The sequence below is a fragment of the Azospirillum sp. genome (genome assembly GCF_050789165.1).
In genome coordinates this window covers 1-18,620 of the sequence record NZ_JBOZRT010000083.1, presented here as the reverse complement: position 1 = coordinate 18,620, position 18,620 = coordinate 1, and the positions used below count along the sequence as shown (strand labels likewise).

Here is an 18,620-nt window from a genome sequence, read left to right as displayed (position 1 = left end):
CTTCCTACCTGTGGGTGGGCCGTTCCGCCGCATGGCGGAGGGCACCGCCGGACAACGATCGGGTGCGCGGTTGAGCAAATTCGGGGTCGAGCTGGAGGTCCACATCGCGTCGCTGCGCCGGTATGCCCGGTCGCTGCTGCGCAACCGCGTGGACGCCGAGGATCTGGTGCAGGAGGCGCTGGCGCGCGCGATCTCGCGGGCCGACAGCTTCCAGGCGGGGACGAACCTGCGGGCGTGGCTTTTCACCATCCTGCACAACGTCCACGTCAATCAGGTCCGTTCCCGCGCGTCGCGCCCGGACGAGGTGCCGGTCGATGCTGTGGAGCACCGGCTGACCACGCCGGCCCGGCAGGAGGAGCGCGTCGAGGTCCGCGAGATGATGCGGGCGGTCGATGAACTGCCCGAGGAGCAGCGGCAGGTGCTGATGCTCGTCGCGCTGGAGGGCCTGAAATACGAGGAGGTCGCCGAGGTTCTCGGCGTTCCGATCGGCACCGTCATGTCGCGCCTCTCCCGCGCGCGCGAGGCGGTGCGGACCAAGATGGCGAATGGCGGGGCCGCGGCGGGCCTGCGGAGGGTGAAGTGATGACGGCGCACAAGCTGAAGGACGAGGATCTCCACGCCTACGTGGATGGCTGGCTGGACGGCGACCGCCGCCTGGCCGTCGAGCGCTGGCTGGCCGACGACCCGGAGGCCGCCCGCAAGGTCGAGGATTACCGCGCCCAGGCGGCGCTCCTGCACGAGATCTTCGACCCGGTCCTGCGCGAGGAGCACGTGCCGGAGACCCAGGACCTCGCCGACCGCCTGAAGGGCCGCATCGCCGGCAACGACAACCGCCCGGCCTGGTACGCCAAGCCCTGGGTGCGCATGGCCGCGGCCGTGATGCTGCTGGTCAGCGGCGCCGCCGGCGGCTATTTCGGCCGCGGCGCCAGCATCCCGTCGCCGGCGCAGCAGCAGCAGCGCCAGAACCTCCTCACCTTCGCCGAGGAGGCCGCGCAGGCCCACCGCTTCTACACCGCCGACGAGCGCTATCAGGTTGAGATGGGCGCCGACGACCCCGGCGCCCTGGACAGCTTCCTGTCCCAGCGCGTCGGCAAGGAGGTGTTCGGCCCCGACCTGTCGAAGGTCGGCTACCGCCTCGTCGGCGGCCGCTCGCTGCCCACCGACCTCGGCGCGGGCGCGCAGTACATGTACATCAACGACCAGGGCAAGCGGATCACCCTGTTCGCCGGCTCCGCCCCGCAGGGCCAGAACAACTCCTTCAGCTTCGCGCAGAAGGGCGACGTCGCGACCTTCTACTGGGTCGAGGGCCAGCTCGCCTACGCGTTGATCGGCCGCCTGTCGCGTGACGAGCTGCTGGGCATCACCAAGGCCGTCTACGACGACGTCAAGGCTGGCCGCCGCCTCGCCCCGCCGCCGCCCCAGCAGCAGCAGCAGCAGAACCCGGAGGAGAAGAACCCGGACCAGCAGCGCCGCGAGAGTGAGCAGGGCAACGGCGTCCAGCCGGTCAGCGACACCCACAAGCCGAAGGACAGCTGAGGCCGGGGAGTGGAAAGCCGAGGGGCGCCGTTCCCCCGGCTTTCCGACGCCTTGTGGTTTGCCTCCGCGCCGATCACAGCTTCAGGATGATTCCCTGCCCGGTTGGCAGCTCCAGGACCTGATAGCCGCGTTCGGCGAAAAACTTGTCCTCGCCGACCTTCTGGGCGGAATGCTTGCCGTCGGCACCGCGCCAGCCGTAGTCGTCCAGAATGACCATCGCCCCGGGCACGACGCGGTCCCACAGCTCGTTCAGGGCGCCGAGTTCCGCGTGGACGTTGTTCATGTCGATGTGGAGGAACGAGATCTTCTCCGGCGTCCCTTGCTTGAAGCTCTCGGGCACGTAGCCCTTGATGATCCGGACGCGCGTCGCTCCCTCGAACAGGTCGAGGACGCTCTGGTACAGGCTGTCGGTCAGCCCGTCGAGCCTGGGATGGGCATCACCTTCGGACCAGTTGAACACGTCGTACAGCCACAGGGTCCGGTTCGTGGATTCGATGTCGATGGTGTCGTACAGGATGCGCGCGGTGGTGCCCTTGTAGGTCCCGCACTCGACGAAATCGCCTTCCAGCTTCAGCGCGTTGCGGGCCGCCCACACCAGCACCGCGGTCCGCCAAGCCAAGCCACGGGCAATCGGGTCCTTGCTCTTGTCGATCGCGGCCATCATCGCACTGTCGCTCAGGAAGCTCAGGTTCCTGGCGTAGGTGACGAGCGTGTCGCTGGCGAAGATGCCGGATCCCGGAAGTGCCGTAATATAATCGGCAAGCTTCTCCCCCATTCTCTTTGATTTGTTTTCTTCCTGATGGAACGACGTCCATGGAAATTTTTGTACGAAATTGTCTTTTGAACTAAGGATGGCATCCCTGCGGCATCGGTCGATAACATCCTGGATGTTCGGTATCGTCGTTTGGCCGCGCTCTTGCGCATGCTCAAAGCAGACCGCCGCTTCGCCCCAGCGTTCACGCCCTACATAGGCGTACCCCAGGTTCACATAGGTGTTTGGCTCCTGCGGCGCTATAGAGATTGCCTTCTCAAAAAGGGAAATAGCTTCATCCCCACCAACGATCATGCCAAGATTGTTCATGCAGCCTGCATTGTATGGCTGTTCATTCAGAATATCGCGATACAGCCGCTCCGCCTCCGAGTAACGTCCCTCATTGTGGGCCTTGACGGCGAGCGACATCATATCTTCCAACGACATGTCCATTTACCGGCGCCCCATTTCAGATCTCGTGGACATGGACGTTCATCGAATGAACGATATTCCATGGTGAGGATGGCGGCGATTATGCGGGCGGCTCTTGCACGAGCACAAGGAAGATGCGGGGATACAATGTCGCGCATGTCCAAGCCGGTTTCACGTCCATCATCGATGCGCAAGCCGACACCGCCGGTGGCGCCGGCGTGACGGTCCACACGGACGGTCGTCCGGCGTTGAGGGAGTCCAAGCGCGTTCCGCCTTGTGGTGGAATCCCTCGTGCCCCGAATGTTCTTGAATTGTTCGTGTCGATATGCCACGCTCACGGTTGGGCCGGCAACGGCCCGCGGGCGGTTCGGGGCGCAAGGGGGAATGGTGAAGTGAACACGCCCCGCACACTGTTTCACGGTGTTCCAAACCGTTCCATTCGCCGCCGCGGCTCCCCTCACGCCGGCAGCGGCACCCCGTGCGCGGTCAGCGCCCCCGTCTGCCGGCGCTCCAGCGCGCCCACGTCGAAGTCCTTGATTAGGTCCTGGAAGAGGCGGAACCAGTTCACCTCGGCGTTCAGGTGCAGGAAGACCGAACCCAGGCCGATGGCCGCCCGGTCCATGAAGACGAACTCGCGCGGCACCTCGACGCCGCCGACGCGCCTAAGCTCGGCGTGCACCTTCTCCGCCGTCTCGCGGCCGTAGTGGCCGGCGTTGGTCTCCTCGATGCGGCGGGTGCGGTCCTCCATGATCGGGGCGTAGACGAAGCGCGCCCAGATGTTGAGGACCTCCACCAGCTCCTTCGACGGGTTCACGAAGCCCCAGGTGCGGTAGGCCTCCACCGCAGCGTCCTGGTCGCCGGCGCGCAGCGCGTTGTAGAGGTCGATGACGCCCTTGACGAAGCTGGGGTGGAAGACGCGGACGCAGCCGAAGTCCAGCAGGTTGATCGAGCGGTCCGGCCGCACCGTGTAGTTCCCCAGGTGCGGGTCGCCGTGGATGACGCCGTAGAAGTAGAACGGCACGTACCACGCCCGGAACATGTTCATCGCCAGCTCGTCGCGGCTTTCCGGGTGATCCTTGACGAAGTCGAGGATGCGCCGGCCCTCCACCCACTCCAGCGTCAGCAGCCGCCTGGTGGACAGCCCGTGCACCACCGCCGGCACGTGGACGCCCGGCGTGTCGGCCAGCATGGCCCGGTACAGCCCGGCGTGCCGGCCCTCCAGGTCGTAGTCCAGCTCCTCGCGCAGGCGGGCGCCGATCTCCGCGTGGATCTGCCGGGTCGAGATGGCGCTGTCCGACCGCTCGAAGATGGCGAAGATCAGCTGGAGCTGGCGCAGGTCCGCCTCCACGGCCGAGGCCATGTCGGGGTACTGCAGCTTGCAGGCCAGCGCCCGGCCCTCATGGTCCACCGCCTTGTGCACCTGCCCCAGCGAGGCGGCGGCGGCGGCCGCGTGCTCGAAGCTGCGGAACTTCGCCTGCCAGGAGGGCCCCAGCTCCGCCTGCATGCGGCGTTTGACGAAGGGCCAGCCCATCGACGGCGCGTCGGCCTGGAGCTGCGACAGCTCCGCCACGTACTCGCGCGGCAGGGCGTCGGGGATGGTGGAGAGGATCTGCGCCACCTTCATCAGCGGGCCCTTCAGCCCGCCGAGCGCGGCGCGCAGCTCCTCGGCGTGGCGCTGGCGCTCGATGGGGATGCCGAGCACGCGCTCCCCGGCGAAGCGGGCGGCGAGCCCGCCGACGGCGGTGCCGACCCGCGCGTACCGCGCGATCCGCCCGCCCAGCGTGTTCTCTTCGGATTTTGCCATGGCGCCCTAATGTGGGGACGCGGGCGGCGCCGGACCAGTGTCGCCGCCTTGACCGGCCGCGGCCGCTTCGGCAGGCTGCCCGCCGATAAAGGGGAGGGAAGGGCATGAAGGGTCCGGCACTGGCGGCGCTCGCCGCGGTCTTCGCAACCGGTCCCGCGGCGGCGGCGGAGAGCGGCTGGTACCTGCGCGCCGACCTGTCGCGGGATTGGTCCCGCTCCACCGCCTTCCACGACTGGACCTGCGACGGCACCGACCCGGCCCGCGTGCCGCTCTACGGCTGCGCGGCGCGCGGGGCGGGGGACTTCGGGAGCAGCACCGGCTTCGGCGCCGGGGTGGGCTACCGGGTGGCGCCATGGCTGCGGCTGGACGCCACGCTCACCTACCGGCCGGGCTGGCGCTTCGACGGCCACGCCAACTTCCTGCCCGGCGAGGACGAGCCCATGAACGCCAAGGCGCGCACCCTCACCGGCATGGCGAACGCCTACCTGGACCTGCCCGCGCTGGGCTGGTTCGAGCCGTACGTCGGCGCCGGCATCGGCGTGTCGCACAACCGGCTGGACGGGGTGGCGCTGTCCTTCCCGTCGCTGGACCAGCGGGTGTGGACGCCGTCCGGCCGGCGCACGTCCCTGGCGTGGCAGCTGACCGCCGGCACGGGGATCGCGCTGGGCGGCGGGCTGACGCTGGACGTCGCCTACCGCTACACCGATTTCGGCACGATGGAGACCGAGAATGGTGACGCCCCGCGGCTGCGCCGCGGCGCCTGGCGCACCCTCGCCATCGACGGCACGGAGGCGCGCCTGCGTGCGCACGGGGTGAGCGTGGGGATGCGGTACGGGTTCTAGCCCTGCAGCCGCCGCGTCCACGCCGCCAGCGCGGTCAGCAGCGCCACCACCCTGCCGCGCACCGCCTCGTCCTTCAGCGAGCCGTCGGGGTTGAAGGATTCGGCCGCGCGGACCAGCACCTCCGGCTTGTTCAGCGGGTGCATGTCCAGGTACACGCAGGTCTGGCGCAGATGGTACTGCGAGCGCCCGGTGCCCAGCCCGCCGCCGGCGCCCATGATCGCCAGCGGCTTGCCGGCGAAGGGCTGGTCGGCGCCGCGCGACGCCCAGTCGATGGCGTTCTTCAGCACGCCGGGCATGGAGTAGTTGTACTCGGGACACGCAATCAGCAGCGCGTCGGCGGCGCGGATGCGCTCGCGAAAGGCCTGCACCGGCTCCGGAAAGCCGGCGGCCTCGACGTCGCCGTTGTAGAGCGGGATCGGGGCGATGTCGAAGACGTCGATCTCCAGACCCTCGGGCGCCGCCTCGACGGCAAGGCGCAGCAGGGCGCGGTTGAACGATCCCCTGCGCAACGAGCCCGCGAACCCAAGAACCCGCACCGGTGCCGCCATGCCGCCCTCCCCTTGCCGCTCCGAAAGAGGGATGGGGCGGGCAGGGCGTCTTGGCAAGGGGGGAAGACGGTCAGCCGCCCTGCGCCCTGATCCAGCCGGCGGTGGCGCTGTCCATGGTGTTCTTGTGGGCGACGAACCAGTCCGGCAGCGCCTCGCCCACGTAGCCCCGGGCGAGCATGAGGTTGCCGGCGGCCAGCCGCTTCTCGATCCCTTCCAGCTCCAGCCGCACGCGGTCGTGCTCGTGCTTGTGGATGGGGTAGGGCGGGAAGCCGTGCTGCCGCATCAGCTCCTCCTCGCGGCCCAGATGCTCGCGCAGGTGGGTGGCGATCTTGCCGAAGAGGGCCGGGAACTCGGCGTCGTCCGCACGGGCGGTGACGGCCAGAAGCTCGACGAACTCCTGATGGTCGGCGTCCATCACGGCGTTGCCGACCTTCATGCTGTCGTCCCAGGAAAGGGTGGTCATATGCCCTCCGAAAGGGAATTCGGGGGGCACGCTACCACCGCATTGCGGGAGCTTCTTGACTTATGTCAAACCGTGGCGCGATCAGCCGGCCTTCTCGAGTTCGTCGAGGAAGCCGCGGATCACGCCCAGGCCCTTCTGCCAGAACGCCGGGTCCGTGGCGTCGAGTCCGAACGGCGCCAGCAGGTCCTTGTGGCGCAGCGTTCCGCCGGCCTCCAGCATCGCCAGATAGCGCTTGGCGAAGCCGGCGTCGGATTCCTGGTACACGGCGTACAGCGAGTTCACGAGGCAGTCGCCGAACGCGTACGCGTACACGTAGAACGGCGAGTGGACGAAGTGCGGGATGTAGGCCCAGTAGTTGCGGTAGCCCTCGTCGAAGCGCAGCGCCGGGCCCAGGCTGTCGGTCTGCACGCCCATCCAGATCTCGCCCAGGCGTTCCGGCGTCAGCTCGCCGTCGCGGCGCTCGGTGTGGACCTTGGTCTCGAAGTCGAAGAAGGCGATCTGGCGGACCACGGTGTTCAGCATGTCCTCGACCTTCGAGGCCAGCATGATCTTGCGGCGCTTGGGGTCGGTCTCGCTGTCCAGCAGGGCGCGGAAGGTCAGCATCTCGCCGAACACCGACGCGGTCTCGGCCAGCGTCAGCGGCGTGTCCGACATCAGGTGCCCCTGCCGGCCGGCGAGGATCTGGTGCACGCCGTGCCCCAGCTCGTGCGCCAGCGTCATCACGTCGCGCGTCTTGCCCTGGTAGTTGACCAGCAGGTAGGGGTGCGCGCTGGGCACCGTCGGGTGGGCGAAGGCGCCCGGCGCCTTGCCGGGGCGCACCGGCGCGTCGATCCACGGGTTGTCGAAGAAGCGCTTGCCGTAGGACGCCAGCTCCGGCGAGAAGCGCCCGTAGGCGCCGAGCACGAGGTCGCGCGCCTCAGACCAGGGGATGGTGCGGTCGCTGTCGTCGGGCAGCGGCGCGTTGCGGTCCCAATAATCCAGGTGCGTCTGCCCGAACCACTTGGCCTTCAGCTTGTAGTAGCGGTGCGACAGGCTCGGGTACGCCTGCTTGACGGCGGCGACGAGCGCCTCCACCACCTCGTCCTCGACACGGTTGGACAGGTTGCGGGCGGACACCGGCGTCGGGTAGTTCCGCCACTTGTCCTCGATCTCCTTGTCCTTCGCCAGGGTGTTGGTGACCAGCGCGAACAGGCGGATGTTGTCGCCCAGCACGCGGCCCACCACCTGCCCGGCCTCGCGGCGCACGCCCGCGTCGCGGTCGGACAGCTTGTTCAGCGCCTCGGCGCAGGTCAGGTCCTTGCCTCCCATGGGGAAGCGCAGGCCGGCGATGGTCTCGTCGAACAGGCGGTTCCAGGCGGCGCGGCCGACCACGTGCTTCTCGTGCAGCAGCCGCTCCAGCTCGTCGGAGAGCTGGTGCTCGCGATACAGCCGCACGTCGCGGATCCAGGACGCGTAGTGGGCGAGGTCCTTCGACGCGCGGACGCGCGACTGCAGGGCGTCCTCGTCGATGCGGTTGATCTCCAGCGTGAAGAAGACGAGGTGGGTGGAGATGCCGTTCACCCGCTCCTGCGCCGACTGGTAGAACTTGCCGATCTCCGGGTCGGCCATGTTGCCGGAATAGACGAGCCCGGCGTAGGACATGGCGCGGGAGAGCACCTCGTCGATCCGCTCGTACTCGCGCACGGCGCGGGCCAGCGTGTCGCCGTCGAGGCTGGCGACGCGGCCGGCGTAGGCCTCGTGGAACGCCTTGGCCTCGCCCTCCATGCGCACGAGGTCGGCCTTCAGCTCGGGCGAGTCCATCCCCGGATAGAGGTCGCGCAGGTCCCAGGTGGGAAGCGTCCCCAGGTCGGGGCCGGCGGCGTTGTCCAGGGCGGCGCTGCGGAACATGCGGAATCCTCTCAGAAGGGCGACCTTCCCGATATAGGCGGAGCGGCCGGCGATGGAAAGCCGCGCGTCAGCCGCCCGCCTCCTGCACGCGGCGGATGGCGGCGTCCACGCATTGCATGTGCAGCTTGCGCTTGGCCAGCGTGCGGGCGCGCCGCTCGTCGGGGTCGGTGGTCGGCATCGCCTCGATGCGGCAGCCGCGCCAGCCCTGGGCGTCCAGCGCGCGGGCGACCTCGGCGTAACCGAAATAGCCGTTGTCCGGCTGCTCCCACGGCGTGCGCAGATCGACCCGGCGCAGCACGAAGCGGTTGGACTGGCTGCTCGCCCCGGCGTTGGTCAGCCGCGCCACGATCAGCCGCTCGCCGTTCGGGTGCACGACGGAGAGGATCGGGCGGATGCCGGCGATGGGCGGATTCTGGGACATGCAGGCCGGAGCGGGGCGGAGCTATCTCTCCTGTAGAGGGAATGGCGCCGATTGACCAGCCCGGCGTGTGGGGCGGGTCGGGATCGGCCAGCGCATCGCCTCTGATGGAATAGGGGTATTCGGAAGCGGGCGGGCCAGAACCAGAAGTATGCCGGAAAAATTATTGACTATTATCAAGAAATAGGGAAATGCTGTTTTGCGCTGCACCAATCCTGTCGAACAATTGATCTGAATCACTGTTTGAAGCCGCAGCATCCCCATACCCTCTGCCCAATAGCATACGACATTAGCCCGATCATCGGTGCTGCGATCGGATGCGGAAGGCTTGGAGGGTGACATGCTGTTTTCGGTCGGCTCGAACGAGGATGCCGGCGCGCGGCGCGCGATGACCAGCGGGGTCGCGGTCGGCGCGCAGCCCGCCGCCCGGACGCAGACGTTCTGCTCCTCCTGCCAAGCCCGCGCCAAGGGGATGTGCGCGGCGCTGAGCGCGGCCGAGCTGTCCGGGCTGGCCGCGATCTCGCGCAGCCGGGTGCTGGCCTCCGGCCTGCCGGTGATCCACGAGGGCGAGCACGCCGATGCCGTCTACACGGTGATGTCCGGCATGCTGAAGCTCTTCAAGATGCTCCCCGACGGGCGGCAGCAGATCACCGGCTTCGCCAGCGCCGGCGATATGATCGGGCTGTCCTATGGCGACAGCTTCGCCTACACCGCCGAGACGATCACCGCGGCCACCGTCTGCCGCTTCCCGCGCACCGGACTGAGCACCATGATGGCGCGCCACCCGCACCTGCAGGGGCGGCTGCTGGCCATGACCTCCATCGAGCTGACGGCGGCGCAGGACCAGATCCTGCTGCTCGGCTGCAAGAACGCGGCGGAGCGCATCGGCTCGTTCCTGCTGGCGCTGGCGCGCCGTGCGGAGGGCGCGGAGAAGGATCCGCAGCCGACCGTCTTCCTGCCGATGCAGAAGACCGACATGAGCGCCTACCTCGGCCTGCGGCCGGAGACGCTGTCGCGGCAGTTCCGCAAGCTGGAGGACGCCGGCCTGATCGAGCGCGTGGCGGCCGACCGCATCCGCCTGCTCAACCCCGACGCCCTGTCGGACATGGCCGGGCGGGCGGCGTAGCCTCCGCTCAGGCCGTTGCCGCTACGGGGGCGCTCACCGCGCCCTCGCCGACCAGCGCGTCGCCCTCCAGGCGGTAGCCGCGGTGGGCGAACAGCTCCACCAAGTCGCAGTGCGGCACCGCGATGACCGCCAGGGCGCCGCGGTCCACCACGATGCGGCCGGCGCCCAGCCGGTGCGCCAGCTGACCGGCCGCTTCGATCAGGCCGTCGGCGGTCGCGGGCGCGTCGAACAGGCCGGCCACCGCGAACGGGCCGACCCGCAACACCCCCGTCTCGTCCAGCGCGTAGCAGAACAGGCCACGGATGTGGCCGGTGCCCATGCGGCACGCGATGACGCCACGCGTGTCCCCGGTTTCGGTGAACGGCGCGGCCAGGGCGCGCCACTGCGCGGGCGTGAAGCCGGGGCGCAGCGGTTGCACGACCGGGAAGGCCTGGTCGATGTGGGCGGCGGACAGCGGGGCGATGACGAAGCGTCTGGGCATCGGGGTTCCTTTGCCCGGCATCGTGCCCGCCTCCGCCGGCCGGCGCCTTGACCCTGGTCAGGCGCCCGTCCTTACACGCTCAGCCGCTCGCGCAGGTCGTCCACCGCCTTCTTCGGCAGCAGCTTGCGGGCCGTCAGGTCGTCCACCGCCTGGAAGGGGCGGGATTCGACGATCTTCTGCGCGCGCTTCGGCCCGATGCCCTTCAGCGACGCCAGGGCGTCCGGCGCGGCCCGGTTCAGGTCGACCAGCGCCACGGCCGCGGCGGTCACGCCGGCGGCGGTGTCGAGCACCTTGCTGACCTTCCTGGCGGTCTTGCCCTTCTTCGGGCCGAGGGCGGCGTTCACCGTCACCGCCGCACCGACGATGGCCGCCGCGGCATCGACCACCGCGCGCACCGTATCGACGATGGTCGTCTTCTCGGGTGCCGCTTTGGGGGTGGCCCGGGTGGGGGATTTCTTGGCGGCGGCAGGTTTGGCGGCGGCAGGCTTGGCGGTCGCAGATTTTGCCGCGGCGCGCTTGGGCTTGGCGGCCTTCGCCGCGGTCTTCTTCTTCTGTTCGGTGTCCTTGGTCGTCTTCGTGGTCTTGCTCGGCATGGGAAATCCTCCGGCTTTTCAAGAAAAACCCGGAGACCACGCTCGTGTTCCCAAGCTCACGCTCGGTGGTGAGGCGCGGGGCGCTTATGGAACGGAATGGAACACTATGGAACAGTGTGCAGGGGCTGTTCAGTACGCCATCCCGGGTGTCGGCGCAGTACGCCCCTTGAGGATTTTCATCCTAGCACGATCAAGCCCGAACCGGCAATGGCGCAATCGCTTGAAAAGCGCGTGCAGGGGTTCCCTGGGAGGTCTTCGCGCCGGGCTCCCTCCCAACCCCCTCGCTTCGCTGGAGAGGGTCGGGTGGGAGCCCGGCGCGAGACCTTCTCCCTTTACTCCGCCGCCATCGGCTGCGGCGTGGCCGGGGCGCGGAAGGCGCTGAGCAGGTCCGCCTCGCGGGCCTTGGCGGCGGTGAGGTTGCGCTCCTTGACCGGACCGTAGCCGCGGATGTCCATCGGCAGCTTGGCGATCTCCACCGCGAGGCCGAGGTTGCCGCGGTCGAGCTTCGTCAGCATCTCGCCCACCGTCGCCTCGAACTCCGCGATGAGCTGGCGCTCCATCTTGCGCTCCGGCAGCCAGCCGAACGGATCGAGCGGCGTGCCGCGCAGGCGCTTGCCCTTGGCCAGCCAGACCATGGCCTTGCGCATCCACGGGCCGAATTCCTTCTTCTTCGGCTCGCCGGTGCCGTCCTCGCCGGTCTGGCCGAGCACCGGCGGGGAGAGGTGGAACTTGACCTTCCAATCCCCCTCGAACATCCGGTCCAGCTTCTCGAAGAAGCCGGTGTCGGTGTAGAGGCGCGCCACCTCGTACTCGTCCTTGTAGGCCATCAGCTTGAACAGCGACCGCGCCACCGCCTCGGTCAGCACGGTCGAGCCGGGGACCTTCTGCCCCTCGACGCGGCGCGTCCAATCCACCGTCGCGTGATAGCGCGAGGCGTAGGCGGCGTCCTGGTACTCGGTGAGGAAGCGCGTGCGGCGCTCGATCATCTCGTCCAGGGTCTCGGACAGGCGGCGCTGCTCGTCGATGGGGGCGGTGCCCAGGCTCTCCGCCGGGACCGCCGCGGCCTCGACGGCCGTCTGGTCGTGGGCGGCGCGGCGGCCCCAGAGGAAGGCCTGCTTGTTCATCTCCACCGCGGCGCCGTTCAGCTCGATGGCCTTCAGCAGCGCCTCCGCCGACAGCGGGATCAGGCCCTTCTGCCACGCGTAGCCGAGCATGAACGGATTGGACGCGATGCTGTCGCCGAGCAGGCTGGTCGCCAGCCCGGTGGCGTCCACCGCGGCGACGCGGTCCATGCCGCCGCAGGCCTGCGCGATGTCACCGACGAGGTCGCCGACCGGCACCGTCAGGTCGCGCTGCTTGGTGAAGTCGGCGGTGATCAGCTCGTGCGTGTTGACCACGGCGCGGGTGCGGCCGGCCACCATCTTCGACAGGCCGTCGCCGGCGGCGGCCACCACCACGTCGCAGGCCACCACGGCGTCGGCGCCGCCGGCGGCGATGCGGACGGAGTGGATGTCCTCCGGCGCCTTGCCGATGCGGATGTGGCTGGTCACCGCGCCGCCCTTCTGGGCCAGCCCGGTCATGTCGAGCACGCCGACGCCCTTGCCCTCGATATGCGCGGCCATGCCGAGCAGCGCCCCCACCGTCACCACGCCGGTGCCGCCGACGCCGGTGATGTATATGCTCCACGGCCGCTCGTCGATGGAGGGCAGGACGGGGTCGGGCAGGCCCGGGAACAGGTGGGCGGCGTCCACCCCGGCCTTCGCCGCCGGCTTCGGCTTGCGCAGCTGGCCGCCCTCGATGGTGACGAAGCTCGGGCAGAAGCCCTTCACGCAGGAGAAGTCCTTGTTGCAGGTGGACTGGTCGATCTGCCGCTTGCGGCCGAACTCGGTGTCCACCGGGATCACCGACACGCAGTTGGACTTGACCGAGCAGTCGCCGCACGCCTCGCAGACCAGCTCGTTGATGACCGTGCGCTTGGCGAGGTCCGGCATCTTGCCGCGCTTGCGGCGGCGGCGCTTCTCGGTGGCGCAGGTCTGGTCGTAGATCAGGATGGTGACGCCGCCCTCCTCGCGCAGGTCCTTCTGCACGCGGTCGAGGTCGTCGCGGTGCTCGACCGCGGTGAAGGGCGGCAGGCCGGACTCGGGGCCGTACTTCTCCGGCTGGTCGGAGACGACGACGATGCGCTTCACCCCCTCGGCGGTCAGCTGCTTGGCGAGCGAGGAGACGGTCAGCGTGCCGTCCAGCGGCTGGCCGCCGGTCATGGCGACGGCGTCGTTGAACAGCACCTTGTAGGTGATGTTCACCTTGGCGGCGATCGCCTGCCGGATCGCCAGGATGCCGGAGTGGTAGTAGGTGCCGTCGCCGAGGTTGGCGAACAGGTGCTTCTCCTCGGTGAAGGGCGCCTGGCCGACCCACGGCACGCCCTCGCCGCCCATCTGGGTGAAGGTGTCGGTGCGGCGGTCGAGCCACGTCGCCATGTAGTGGCAGCCGATGCCGCCCAAGGCGCGGCTGCCCTCGGGCACCACGGTGGACGTGTTGTGCGGGCAGCCGGAGCAGAAGGTCGGCTTGCGCACGATGCGCGCGACGTGCGCCTTCTGCTTCTCCTGGGCGTCGAGGAAAGCGACGCGCTGCTTGATCCGCTCGTTGTCGATGAAGCGCAGCAGGCGGCGGCCGATCACCACGGCGATCTGCGCCGGCGACAGCTCGCCGGCGGAGGGGAGGATCCACTCGCCGTGCTCGTCGAACTTGCCGACGACGCGCGGGCGGACGTCCGGATGCCAGTTGTAGAGCTGCTCCTTCAGCTGGTTCTCGATGACCGCGCGCTTCTCCTCGACGACGATCACCTCCTCCAGGCCTTCGCAGAAGTGGCGGGCGCCCTCGCGCTCCAGCGGCCAGGGCATGGCCACCTTGTAGACGGTGATGCCCAGGTCGGCGGCCATCTCCTCGCTGATGCCCAGCTCGTCGAAGGCCTGGCGGACGTCCAGGTAGCTCTTGCCGGTGGTGACGATGCCGAAGCGCGGGCGCGGCGAGGAAATCACCACCTGGTCCAGCTTGTTGGCACGCGCGAACGCCAGGGCGGCGTACAGCTTGTGCTTCATCAGCCGGAATTCCTGCTCCAGCGGCGGGTCGGGCCAGCGGATGTTGAGGCCGCCCATGGGGATGGGGAAGTCCTCGGGCAGGATGGGGTGCACGCGGTGCGGATCGACGGTCACCGAGGCGGAGGTGTCCACCGTCTCGGCGATGGTCTTCATGGCGATCCAGCAGCCGGAATACCGGCTCATCGCCCAGCCGATCAGGCCGTAGTCGAGGATCTCCTGCACGCTGGCCGGGTTCAGCACCGGGATCATGGCGTGCATGAAGGCGTGTTCGGACTGGTGCGGGAAGGTCGAGGACTTGCAGTTGTGGTCGTCGCCGGCCAGCACCAGCACGCCGCCGTGGCGCGAGGTGCCGGCGCCGTTGGCGTGCTTGAACACGTCGCCGGAGCGGTCGACGCCCGGCCCCTTGCCGTACCACATGGCGAAGACGCCGTCGTACTTGGCGCCGGGGAACATGCCGACCTGCTGGCTGCCCCACACCGCGGTGGCGCCCAGTTCCTCGTTCACGCCGGGCTGGAAGACGATGTGGTTCTTCTCCAGGAACTTGCGGGCGTTCCACAGGTTCTGGTCCAGCCCGCCGAGCGGCGAGCCGCGGTAGCCCGAAATGAAGCAGCCGGTGTTCAGCCCGGCGGCGAGGTCGCGCTGGCGCTGCATCATCGGCAGGCGCACCAGCGCCTGGGTGCCGGTGAGGTACACGCGCCCCTGCTCGAGCGCGTACTTGTCCTCGAGAGTCACGGTGGCGAGAGCCATGCTTTCCATCCCCGAATCGGCGCGCCGGACGGTCGCGCGCTCTTTGTTCAACTGACAGAAAGGTAATAGCCGCTGTCGTATCAGTCCATCGCCGGCCGGGGTGCCGCGTGAAAAAGCAAGGAACGGTCGGCGGACGCGTCTCCGTCGATTTTCAATATAGGGATTCGCTGGGCGAACGGAAATTACCGGTCCGGACTATCCGCGCCGGGGGTGGCTCAGCCGAGCAGCCGAGGGCCGCGCGGCGGGCGCGGGGCCTCCGACTCCTCCCACATCGTGCCCTCGACGATGGGGTGGCGCTCGATCAGCGAGTCCACCCCGGCGGCGAGGCAGGCGGCGAGGCTGGCGTCGGCGACGGTGGCGTCGCCCTCGCGCGTCACCAGCCAGCGCAGGCCGGCGTGGTGCGCCCGGAGCGTGTCGAGGAAGGCCGGCACGAACGGGTCCACCCGGGTGACGCAGCGCGCCAGCGAACGGGCGATCTCCTCCAGCAGCGGGTCGCCGGCGGCGGCGTGCTGCAGGTCGGCGGTGACGATGCGCAGCGCGGCGAGGTTCGGGGCGGGGCGGTCGAGCACGCCCTCCAACCGGTCCAGCGCGAGCAGCAGGCGCAGCCGGCGTTCGCGCTCGGCCGGCGTGCCGGGGGCGACGGAGAGGCGAGGCGCCTCGGACCCGGCGACCTGCGGGAACAGCGCCTCTCCGGCGGGCGTGGGCGGGGCGGCGTGCGGGGCGGCGGGAGCCGGGCGGCGGGGCTGGCGCAGCACCGCCTCGATCCGGCGGGCGATGACCACGGCGGAGACCGGCTTGGCCAGCACCGCGTCCGCTCCGGCGTCCCAGGCGGCGCGGACGGTGGGCACGTCGGCCTGGGCGGTCAGCACGATCACCGGCAGGTCGGGACGCGGGCTGTCCGGCGCGTGACGGATCCAGCGCAACAACGCCGCCCCGTCCACCGGCGCCATCACCCAGTCGGTGACCACGAGGTCGATGGGCTCGCTGCACAGCAACGCACGCGCTTCCGAGCCGTCGCCGGCGGTGACCACGCGGCCGACGCCCCACAGGCTCAGCATCTCCTTCAGGCCGCGGCGCAGCAGCGCGTTGTCGTCGGCGACAAGGATCTTCATGCGGGCGAGGGTGCGCGGGGTCATGGGCCGTCGGTTCGCTCGGTCGTTCATCGTCGAGCGGGAATATCGTCGGTGGAGGCCGCGGGTGCAGGGCGGGGAGAGGGGTTAGCGCCATTCCCGGCCGGCTCGCCGGGAGGAACTCCCGCCCGGTGAGGATGGTGGCCGGGTGGAGACCGCATTGGGAGGACGGCATGGCCGATCAGGACGACCGCGGGCGCGCGGGGCAGACCGTACAGAACACCCGCATCCCCGATATGGGGTCCGAAGGCGGCGGCCCGGTTACCCCCGGCCGCGCCGGGCGCGGCATGGGGGTATCCACGGGGGATTACACGGAGGAGGGGAAGCCGGGGTGATGTGAGGTGTCGTCCCCACCCGGGACCTCCCCTGCGAGGCGGGGAGGCCGGGGTGGGGCGAGTGATCCGCTTACCCCTTCACCAGCGTCAGGTCCCGCAGCACCGCCACCTCGTGCGCCTGCTCGTTCAGGCGGGCCTTTACCACGTCGCCGATGGAGACGATGCCGACGAGGTCGCCCACCTCGTTGCACACCGGCACGTGGCGGTGGCGGCGCAGGGTCATCATCTGCATCAGGTCCTTGATGGAGTCCGTCGGCGTGCAGGTGCGGACCTCCTTGGTCATCAGGTCCTCGACGCGGTCCTCCAGCGCCTCGTCGCCGTGATCGGCGATGGCGCGGACGATGTCGCGCTCCGACAGGATGCCCACCAGCTTGCCGCGCCGGTCGCGCACCACCAGCGCGCCGATGCGCTTCTCGGTCAGTATCCGGGCGGCGTCCGCCACGGTGTCGTTCGGCAGGATCGAGACGATGGTGTGGCCCTTGGTGCCCAAGACGTCGGCGATGGTGCTCATGGCGTTCGCTCCCCCTGGATGGCAGGTGCTTGCTGCGCGGATGATCGGCTCCTTGATCATCTAGAGTGCCGCCCCCGCACCGCAACGGCGCGAACAGATTTGCAAGATTACAAATTTCTAATGGGCTGGCCTGGACGCCCGGTCCGGGCGCGCCTATCCTCGCGGCCGGAACGGCGTGGCGGGAAGGAGCGGGCGATGGGCGGGTGCTGCGGTGGGTCGTGCGGGACGGGCGGCGGCCCGGCGAACCGTCCGGTGGACTACCGGCGCGTCCTGCGTCTGGCGCTGCTGGTCAACGCGCTGATGTTCGTGGTCGAGATGGCGGCGAGCGTGCAGGCCGACTCCATGGCGCTGCGCGCCGACGCGCTGGACTTCCTGGCCGACGCGGCCAACTACGGCATCAGCCTGTGGGTGCTCGGCCGGGCGCTGGAGTGGCGGTCCTGGGCGGCGCTGGCCAAGGGGCTGTCGCTGGGGGGCCTGGGGCTGTGGGTGCTGGGCAGCGCGGTGTCGAACGCCGCATCCGGCGTGGTGCCGGACGCCCCGGTGATGAGCCTGGTCGGGCTGCTGGCGCTGGCGGCCAACGTCTCGGTGGCGGCGCTGCTGTTCGCCGGACGGCGCGGCGGTGCCACCGTGCGGTCGGTCTGGCTGTGCTCGCGCAACGACGCGCTGGCCAACGTGGCGGTGATGATGGCGGCGGCCGGGGTGTGGACCACCGGGACGGGCTGGCCCGACCTGATCGTCGCCGTGGGAATCGCCGGGCTGTCGCTCAACGCCGCGGCGTCGATCCTGCTGCAGGCGGCCGGCGAGCTGCGCGCGGCGCGCGGGGCGCCGAGTCGCTAGACCCGGCGCCGCCCGCGTCACTCGCCCATGCCCAGGGCCTGCTTGTAGAGCTCCAGGATGGCTTCCTGTTCCTGCAGGTCGGCCTTGTCCATTTTGCGCAGCCGGACGATCTGCCGCATGATCTTGGCGTCGAAGCCGGTGCCCTTGGCCTCGGCGTACACTTCCTTGATGTCGTCCTGGAGGCCCTTTTTCTCCTCCTCCAGGCGCTCGATGCGCTCGATGAAGGAGCGCAGGCGATCCACGGCGATGCCGCCGACGTCGGACATGATGGCTAACCCCTGAACCGGTGTCTTTTGGAGCGGCGACGATATCGGCGCACCCCGGCCTTCGCAAGGGCCGGTGCAGCTTTCGGTTCGCTTGTCACGGACGGAGCGTCCGTGTGCCAATCCAACGAAAGTCGGATCGCGCGGGTTGCCACGGTGTGAGAAACCGGCCGGAATCCGGGTTGTGTGGCGCGGGGGGCGCTTCACAAGCCGCATGGATTGCGGCAAACATGCCTAATCAGCGAGCGAATTGCTTTCGACCAGCACATTCGGGGAAGGGGAAACAAGAATGAAGGTCGCCATACCCAAGGAACGGCGCCCGAACGAGGCCCGCGTCGCGGCGTCTCCGGAGACGGTGAAGAAACTCAAGGCGCTGGGGCTGGACATCGTGATCGAGAGCGGGGCCGGACTCGGCGCCGCGGTCACCGACGCCGCCTACGAGGCCGCCGGCGCCAGCATCGCACCGGACGCCAAGTCGGCCCTGGCGGACGCCGACATCGTGCTGAAGGTGCAGCGCCCGCTGCTCGCTGCGGAAGGCGGCGCGGACGAGCTGGCGCTGATCAAGCGCGGCGCGCTGCTGTTCGGCATCCTCAACCCGCACGCCAGCCGCGACGCGGTCAAGGCCTACGCGGACGCCGGGGTGAACGCCTTCGCGATGGAGTTCATGCCGCGCATCACCCGCGCGCAGGTGATGGACGTGCTGTCCTCCCAGGCCAACCTGGCCGGCTACAAGGCGGTGGTGGACGCGGCCAGCGAGTACACCCGCGGCTTCCCGATGATGATGACCGCCGCCGGCACCGTGCAGCCGGCCCGCGCCT

General features: G+C 69.4%; 18 protein-coding genes and 1 pseudogene. 7 read left to right on the top strand and 12 right to left on the bottom strand.

Annotated elements, in window-relative coordinates; all coding sequences use genetic code 11:
• Nucleotides 1–70: 70 nt before the first annotated feature.
• Nucleotides 71–583, top strand: a complete 513-nt coding sequence (locus ACRWK7_RS18225; RefSeq protein WP_431857702.1) for a sigma-70 family RNA polymerase sigma factor — start codon at nucleotides 71–73, stop codon at nucleotides 581–583.
• On the top strand, nucleotides 583–1,536 hold the full coding sequence (locus tag ACRWK7_RS18220; RefSeq protein WP_431857701.1) for an anti-sigma factor family protein: 954 nt from the start codon (nucleotides 583–585) through the stop codon (nucleotides 1,534–1,536). Before ACRWK7_RS18225 ends, ACRWK7_RS18220 begins: the two co-directional genes overlap by 1 nt.
• A 73-nt stretch (nucleotides 1,537–1,609) precedes the next feature.
• On the opposite strand, the gene ACRWK7_RS18215 is transcribed toward ACRWK7_RS18220, so the two are convergent.
• Both ACRWK7_RS18215 and ACRWK7_RS18210 read right to left on the bottom strand, forming a co-directional pair.
• The gene (locus tag ACRWK7_RS18215) at nucleotides 1,610–2,740 is read right to left on the bottom strand and encodes a TylF/MycF/NovP-related O-methyltransferase (protein ID WP_431857700.1); all 1,131 of its coding nucleotides are present in this window, start codon (nucleotides 2,738–2,740) and stop codon (nucleotides 1,610–1,612) included.
• A gap of 436 nt (nucleotides 2,741–3,176) precedes the next feature.
• Complete coding sequence (locus ACRWK7_RS18210) at nucleotides 3,177–4,523, bottom strand: ABC1 kinase family protein (RefSeq protein ID WP_431857699.1); 1,347 nt, start codon at nucleotides 4,521–4,523, stop codon at nucleotides 3,177–3,179.
• Nucleotides 4,524–4,627: 104 nt separating this feature from the next.
• On the opposite strand from ACRWK7_RS18210, the gene ACRWK7_RS18205 reads away from it, so the two are divergent.
• Nucleotides 4,628–5,365 (top strand): outer membrane protein, encoded by a 738-nt coding sequence (locus tag ACRWK7_RS18205; RefSeq protein ID WP_431857698.1) that lies wholly within the window; start codon nucleotides 4,628–4,630, stop codon nucleotides 5,363–5,365.
• Here ACRWK7_RS18205 and ACRWK7_RS18200 read toward each other — a convergent pair.
• The 4 genes from ACRWK7_RS18200 to ACRWK7_RS18185 form a co-directional block, all read right to left on the bottom strand.
• Entirely contained in the window at nucleotides 5,362–5,913 is a 552-nt protein-coding gene (locus ACRWK7_RS18200) for an NADPH-dependent FMN reductase (protein WP_431857697.1), read from the bottom strand. The two genes, ACRWK7_RS18205 and ACRWK7_RS18200, sit on opposite strands and share 4 nt — an antisense overlap.
• A gap of 70 nt (nucleotides 5,914–5,983) precedes the next feature.
• Nucleotides 5,984–6,376, bottom strand: coding sequence for a bacteriohemerythrin (locus ACRWK7_RS18195; RefSeq protein ID WP_431857696.1), 393 nt, complete (start codon nucleotides 6,374–6,376; stop codon nucleotides 5,984–5,986).
• Between the two features lie 81 nt (nucleotides 6,377–6,457).
• Nucleotides 6,458–8,263 (bottom strand): M3 family oligoendopeptidase, encoded by a 1,806-nt coding sequence (locus tag ACRWK7_RS18190; protein ID WP_431857695.1) that lies wholly within the window; start codon nucleotides 8,261–8,263, stop codon nucleotides 6,458–6,460.
• Between the two features lie 67 nt (nucleotides 8,264–8,330).
• Entirely contained in the window at nucleotides 8,331–8,684 is a 354-nt protein-coding gene (locus ACRWK7_RS18185) for a hypothetical protein (RefSeq protein WP_431857694.1), read from the bottom strand.
• 337 nt (nucleotides 8,685–9,021) lie between these two features.
• On the opposite strand from ACRWK7_RS18185, the gene ACRWK7_RS18180 reads away from it, so the two are divergent.
• Nucleotides 9,022–9,807, top strand: coding sequence for a Crp/Fnr family transcriptional regulator (locus ACRWK7_RS18180; protein WP_431857693.1), 786 nt, complete (start codon nucleotides 9,022–9,024; stop codon nucleotides 9,805–9,807).
• A gap of 7 nt (nucleotides 9,808–9,814) precedes the next feature.
• Here ACRWK7_RS18180 and ACRWK7_RS18175 read toward each other — a convergent pair whose 3' ends face one another.
• The 4 genes from ACRWK7_RS18175 to ACRWK7_RS18160 all read right to left on the bottom strand — a co-directional run bounded on the left by ACRWK7_RS18175 (nucleotide 9,815) and on the right by ACRWK7_RS18160 (nucleotide 15,862).
• Entirely contained in the window at nucleotides 9,815–10,288 is a 474-nt protein-coding gene (locus tag ACRWK7_RS18175; RefSeq protein ID WP_431857692.1) for a hypothetical protein, read from the bottom strand.
• Between the two features lie 71 nt (nucleotides 10,289–10,359).
• Nucleotides 10,360–10,881: a ComEA family DNA-binding protein gene (locus tag ACRWK7_RS18170; RefSeq protein WP_431857691.1), complete on the bottom strand. Its 522-nt coding sequence runs from the start codon at nucleotides 10,879–10,881 to the stop codon at nucleotides 10,360–10,362.
• A 332-nt stretch (nucleotides 10,882–11,213) separates the two neighbouring features.
• Nucleotides 11,214–14,726, bottom strand: a complete 3,513-nt coding sequence (locus ACRWK7_RS18165; RefSeq protein ID WP_431857690.1) for an indolepyruvate ferredoxin oxidoreductase family protein — start codon at nucleotides 14,724–14,726, stop codon at nucleotides 11,214–11,216.
• Nucleotides 14,727–14,941: 215 nt separating this feature from the next.
• Nucleotides 14,942–15,862: a response regulator gene (locus ACRWK7_RS18160; RefSeq protein ID WP_431857689.1), complete on the bottom strand. Its 921-nt coding sequence runs from the start codon at nucleotides 15,860–15,862 to the stop codon at nucleotides 14,942–14,944.
• Between the two features lie 167 nt (nucleotides 15,863–16,029).
• Between ACRWK7_RS18160 and ACRWK7_RS18155 the strand changes: the two genes are divergently transcribed.
• Nucleotides 16,030–16,191, top strand: coding sequence for a hypothetical protein (locus ACRWK7_RS18155; protein WP_431857688.1), 162 nt, complete (start codon nucleotides 16,030–16,032; stop codon nucleotides 16,189–16,191).
• Nucleotides 16,192–16,261: 70 nt separating this feature from the next.
• Here ACRWK7_RS18155 and ACRWK7_RS18150 read toward each other — a convergent pair whose 3' ends face one another.
• The gene (locus ACRWK7_RS18150; RefSeq protein ID WP_431857687.1) at nucleotides 16,262–16,702 is read right to left on the bottom strand and encodes a CBS domain-containing protein; all 441 of its coding nucleotides are present in this window, start codon (nucleotides 16,700–16,702) and stop codon (nucleotides 16,262–16,264) included.
• A gap of 195 nt (nucleotides 16,703–16,897) precedes the next feature.
• Between ACRWK7_RS18150 and ACRWK7_RS18145 the strand changes: the two genes are divergently transcribed.
• A complete protein-coding gene (locus tag ACRWK7_RS18145; RefSeq protein ID WP_431857686.1) occupies nucleotides 16,898–17,539 on the top strand; it encodes a cation transporter in 642 nt (213 codons plus the stop codon).
• 17 nt (nucleotides 17,540–17,556) lie between these two features.
• Here ACRWK7_RS18145 and ACRWK7_RS18140 read toward each other — a convergent pair whose 3' ends face one another.
• Nucleotides 17,557–17,805: a DUF2312 domain-containing protein gene (locus tag ACRWK7_RS18140; protein ID WP_109119624.1), complete on the bottom strand. Its 249-nt coding sequence runs from the start codon at nucleotides 17,803–17,805 to the stop codon at nucleotides 17,557–17,559.
• 286 nt (nucleotides 17,806–18,091) lie between these two features.
• On the opposite strand from ACRWK7_RS18140, the pseudogene ACRWK7_RS18135 reads away from it, so the two are divergent.
• Nucleotides 18,092–18,620, top strand: a pseudogene (locus tag ACRWK7_RS18135) (NAD(P)(+) transhydrogenase (Re/Si-specific) subunit alpha); the annotation flags it as partial.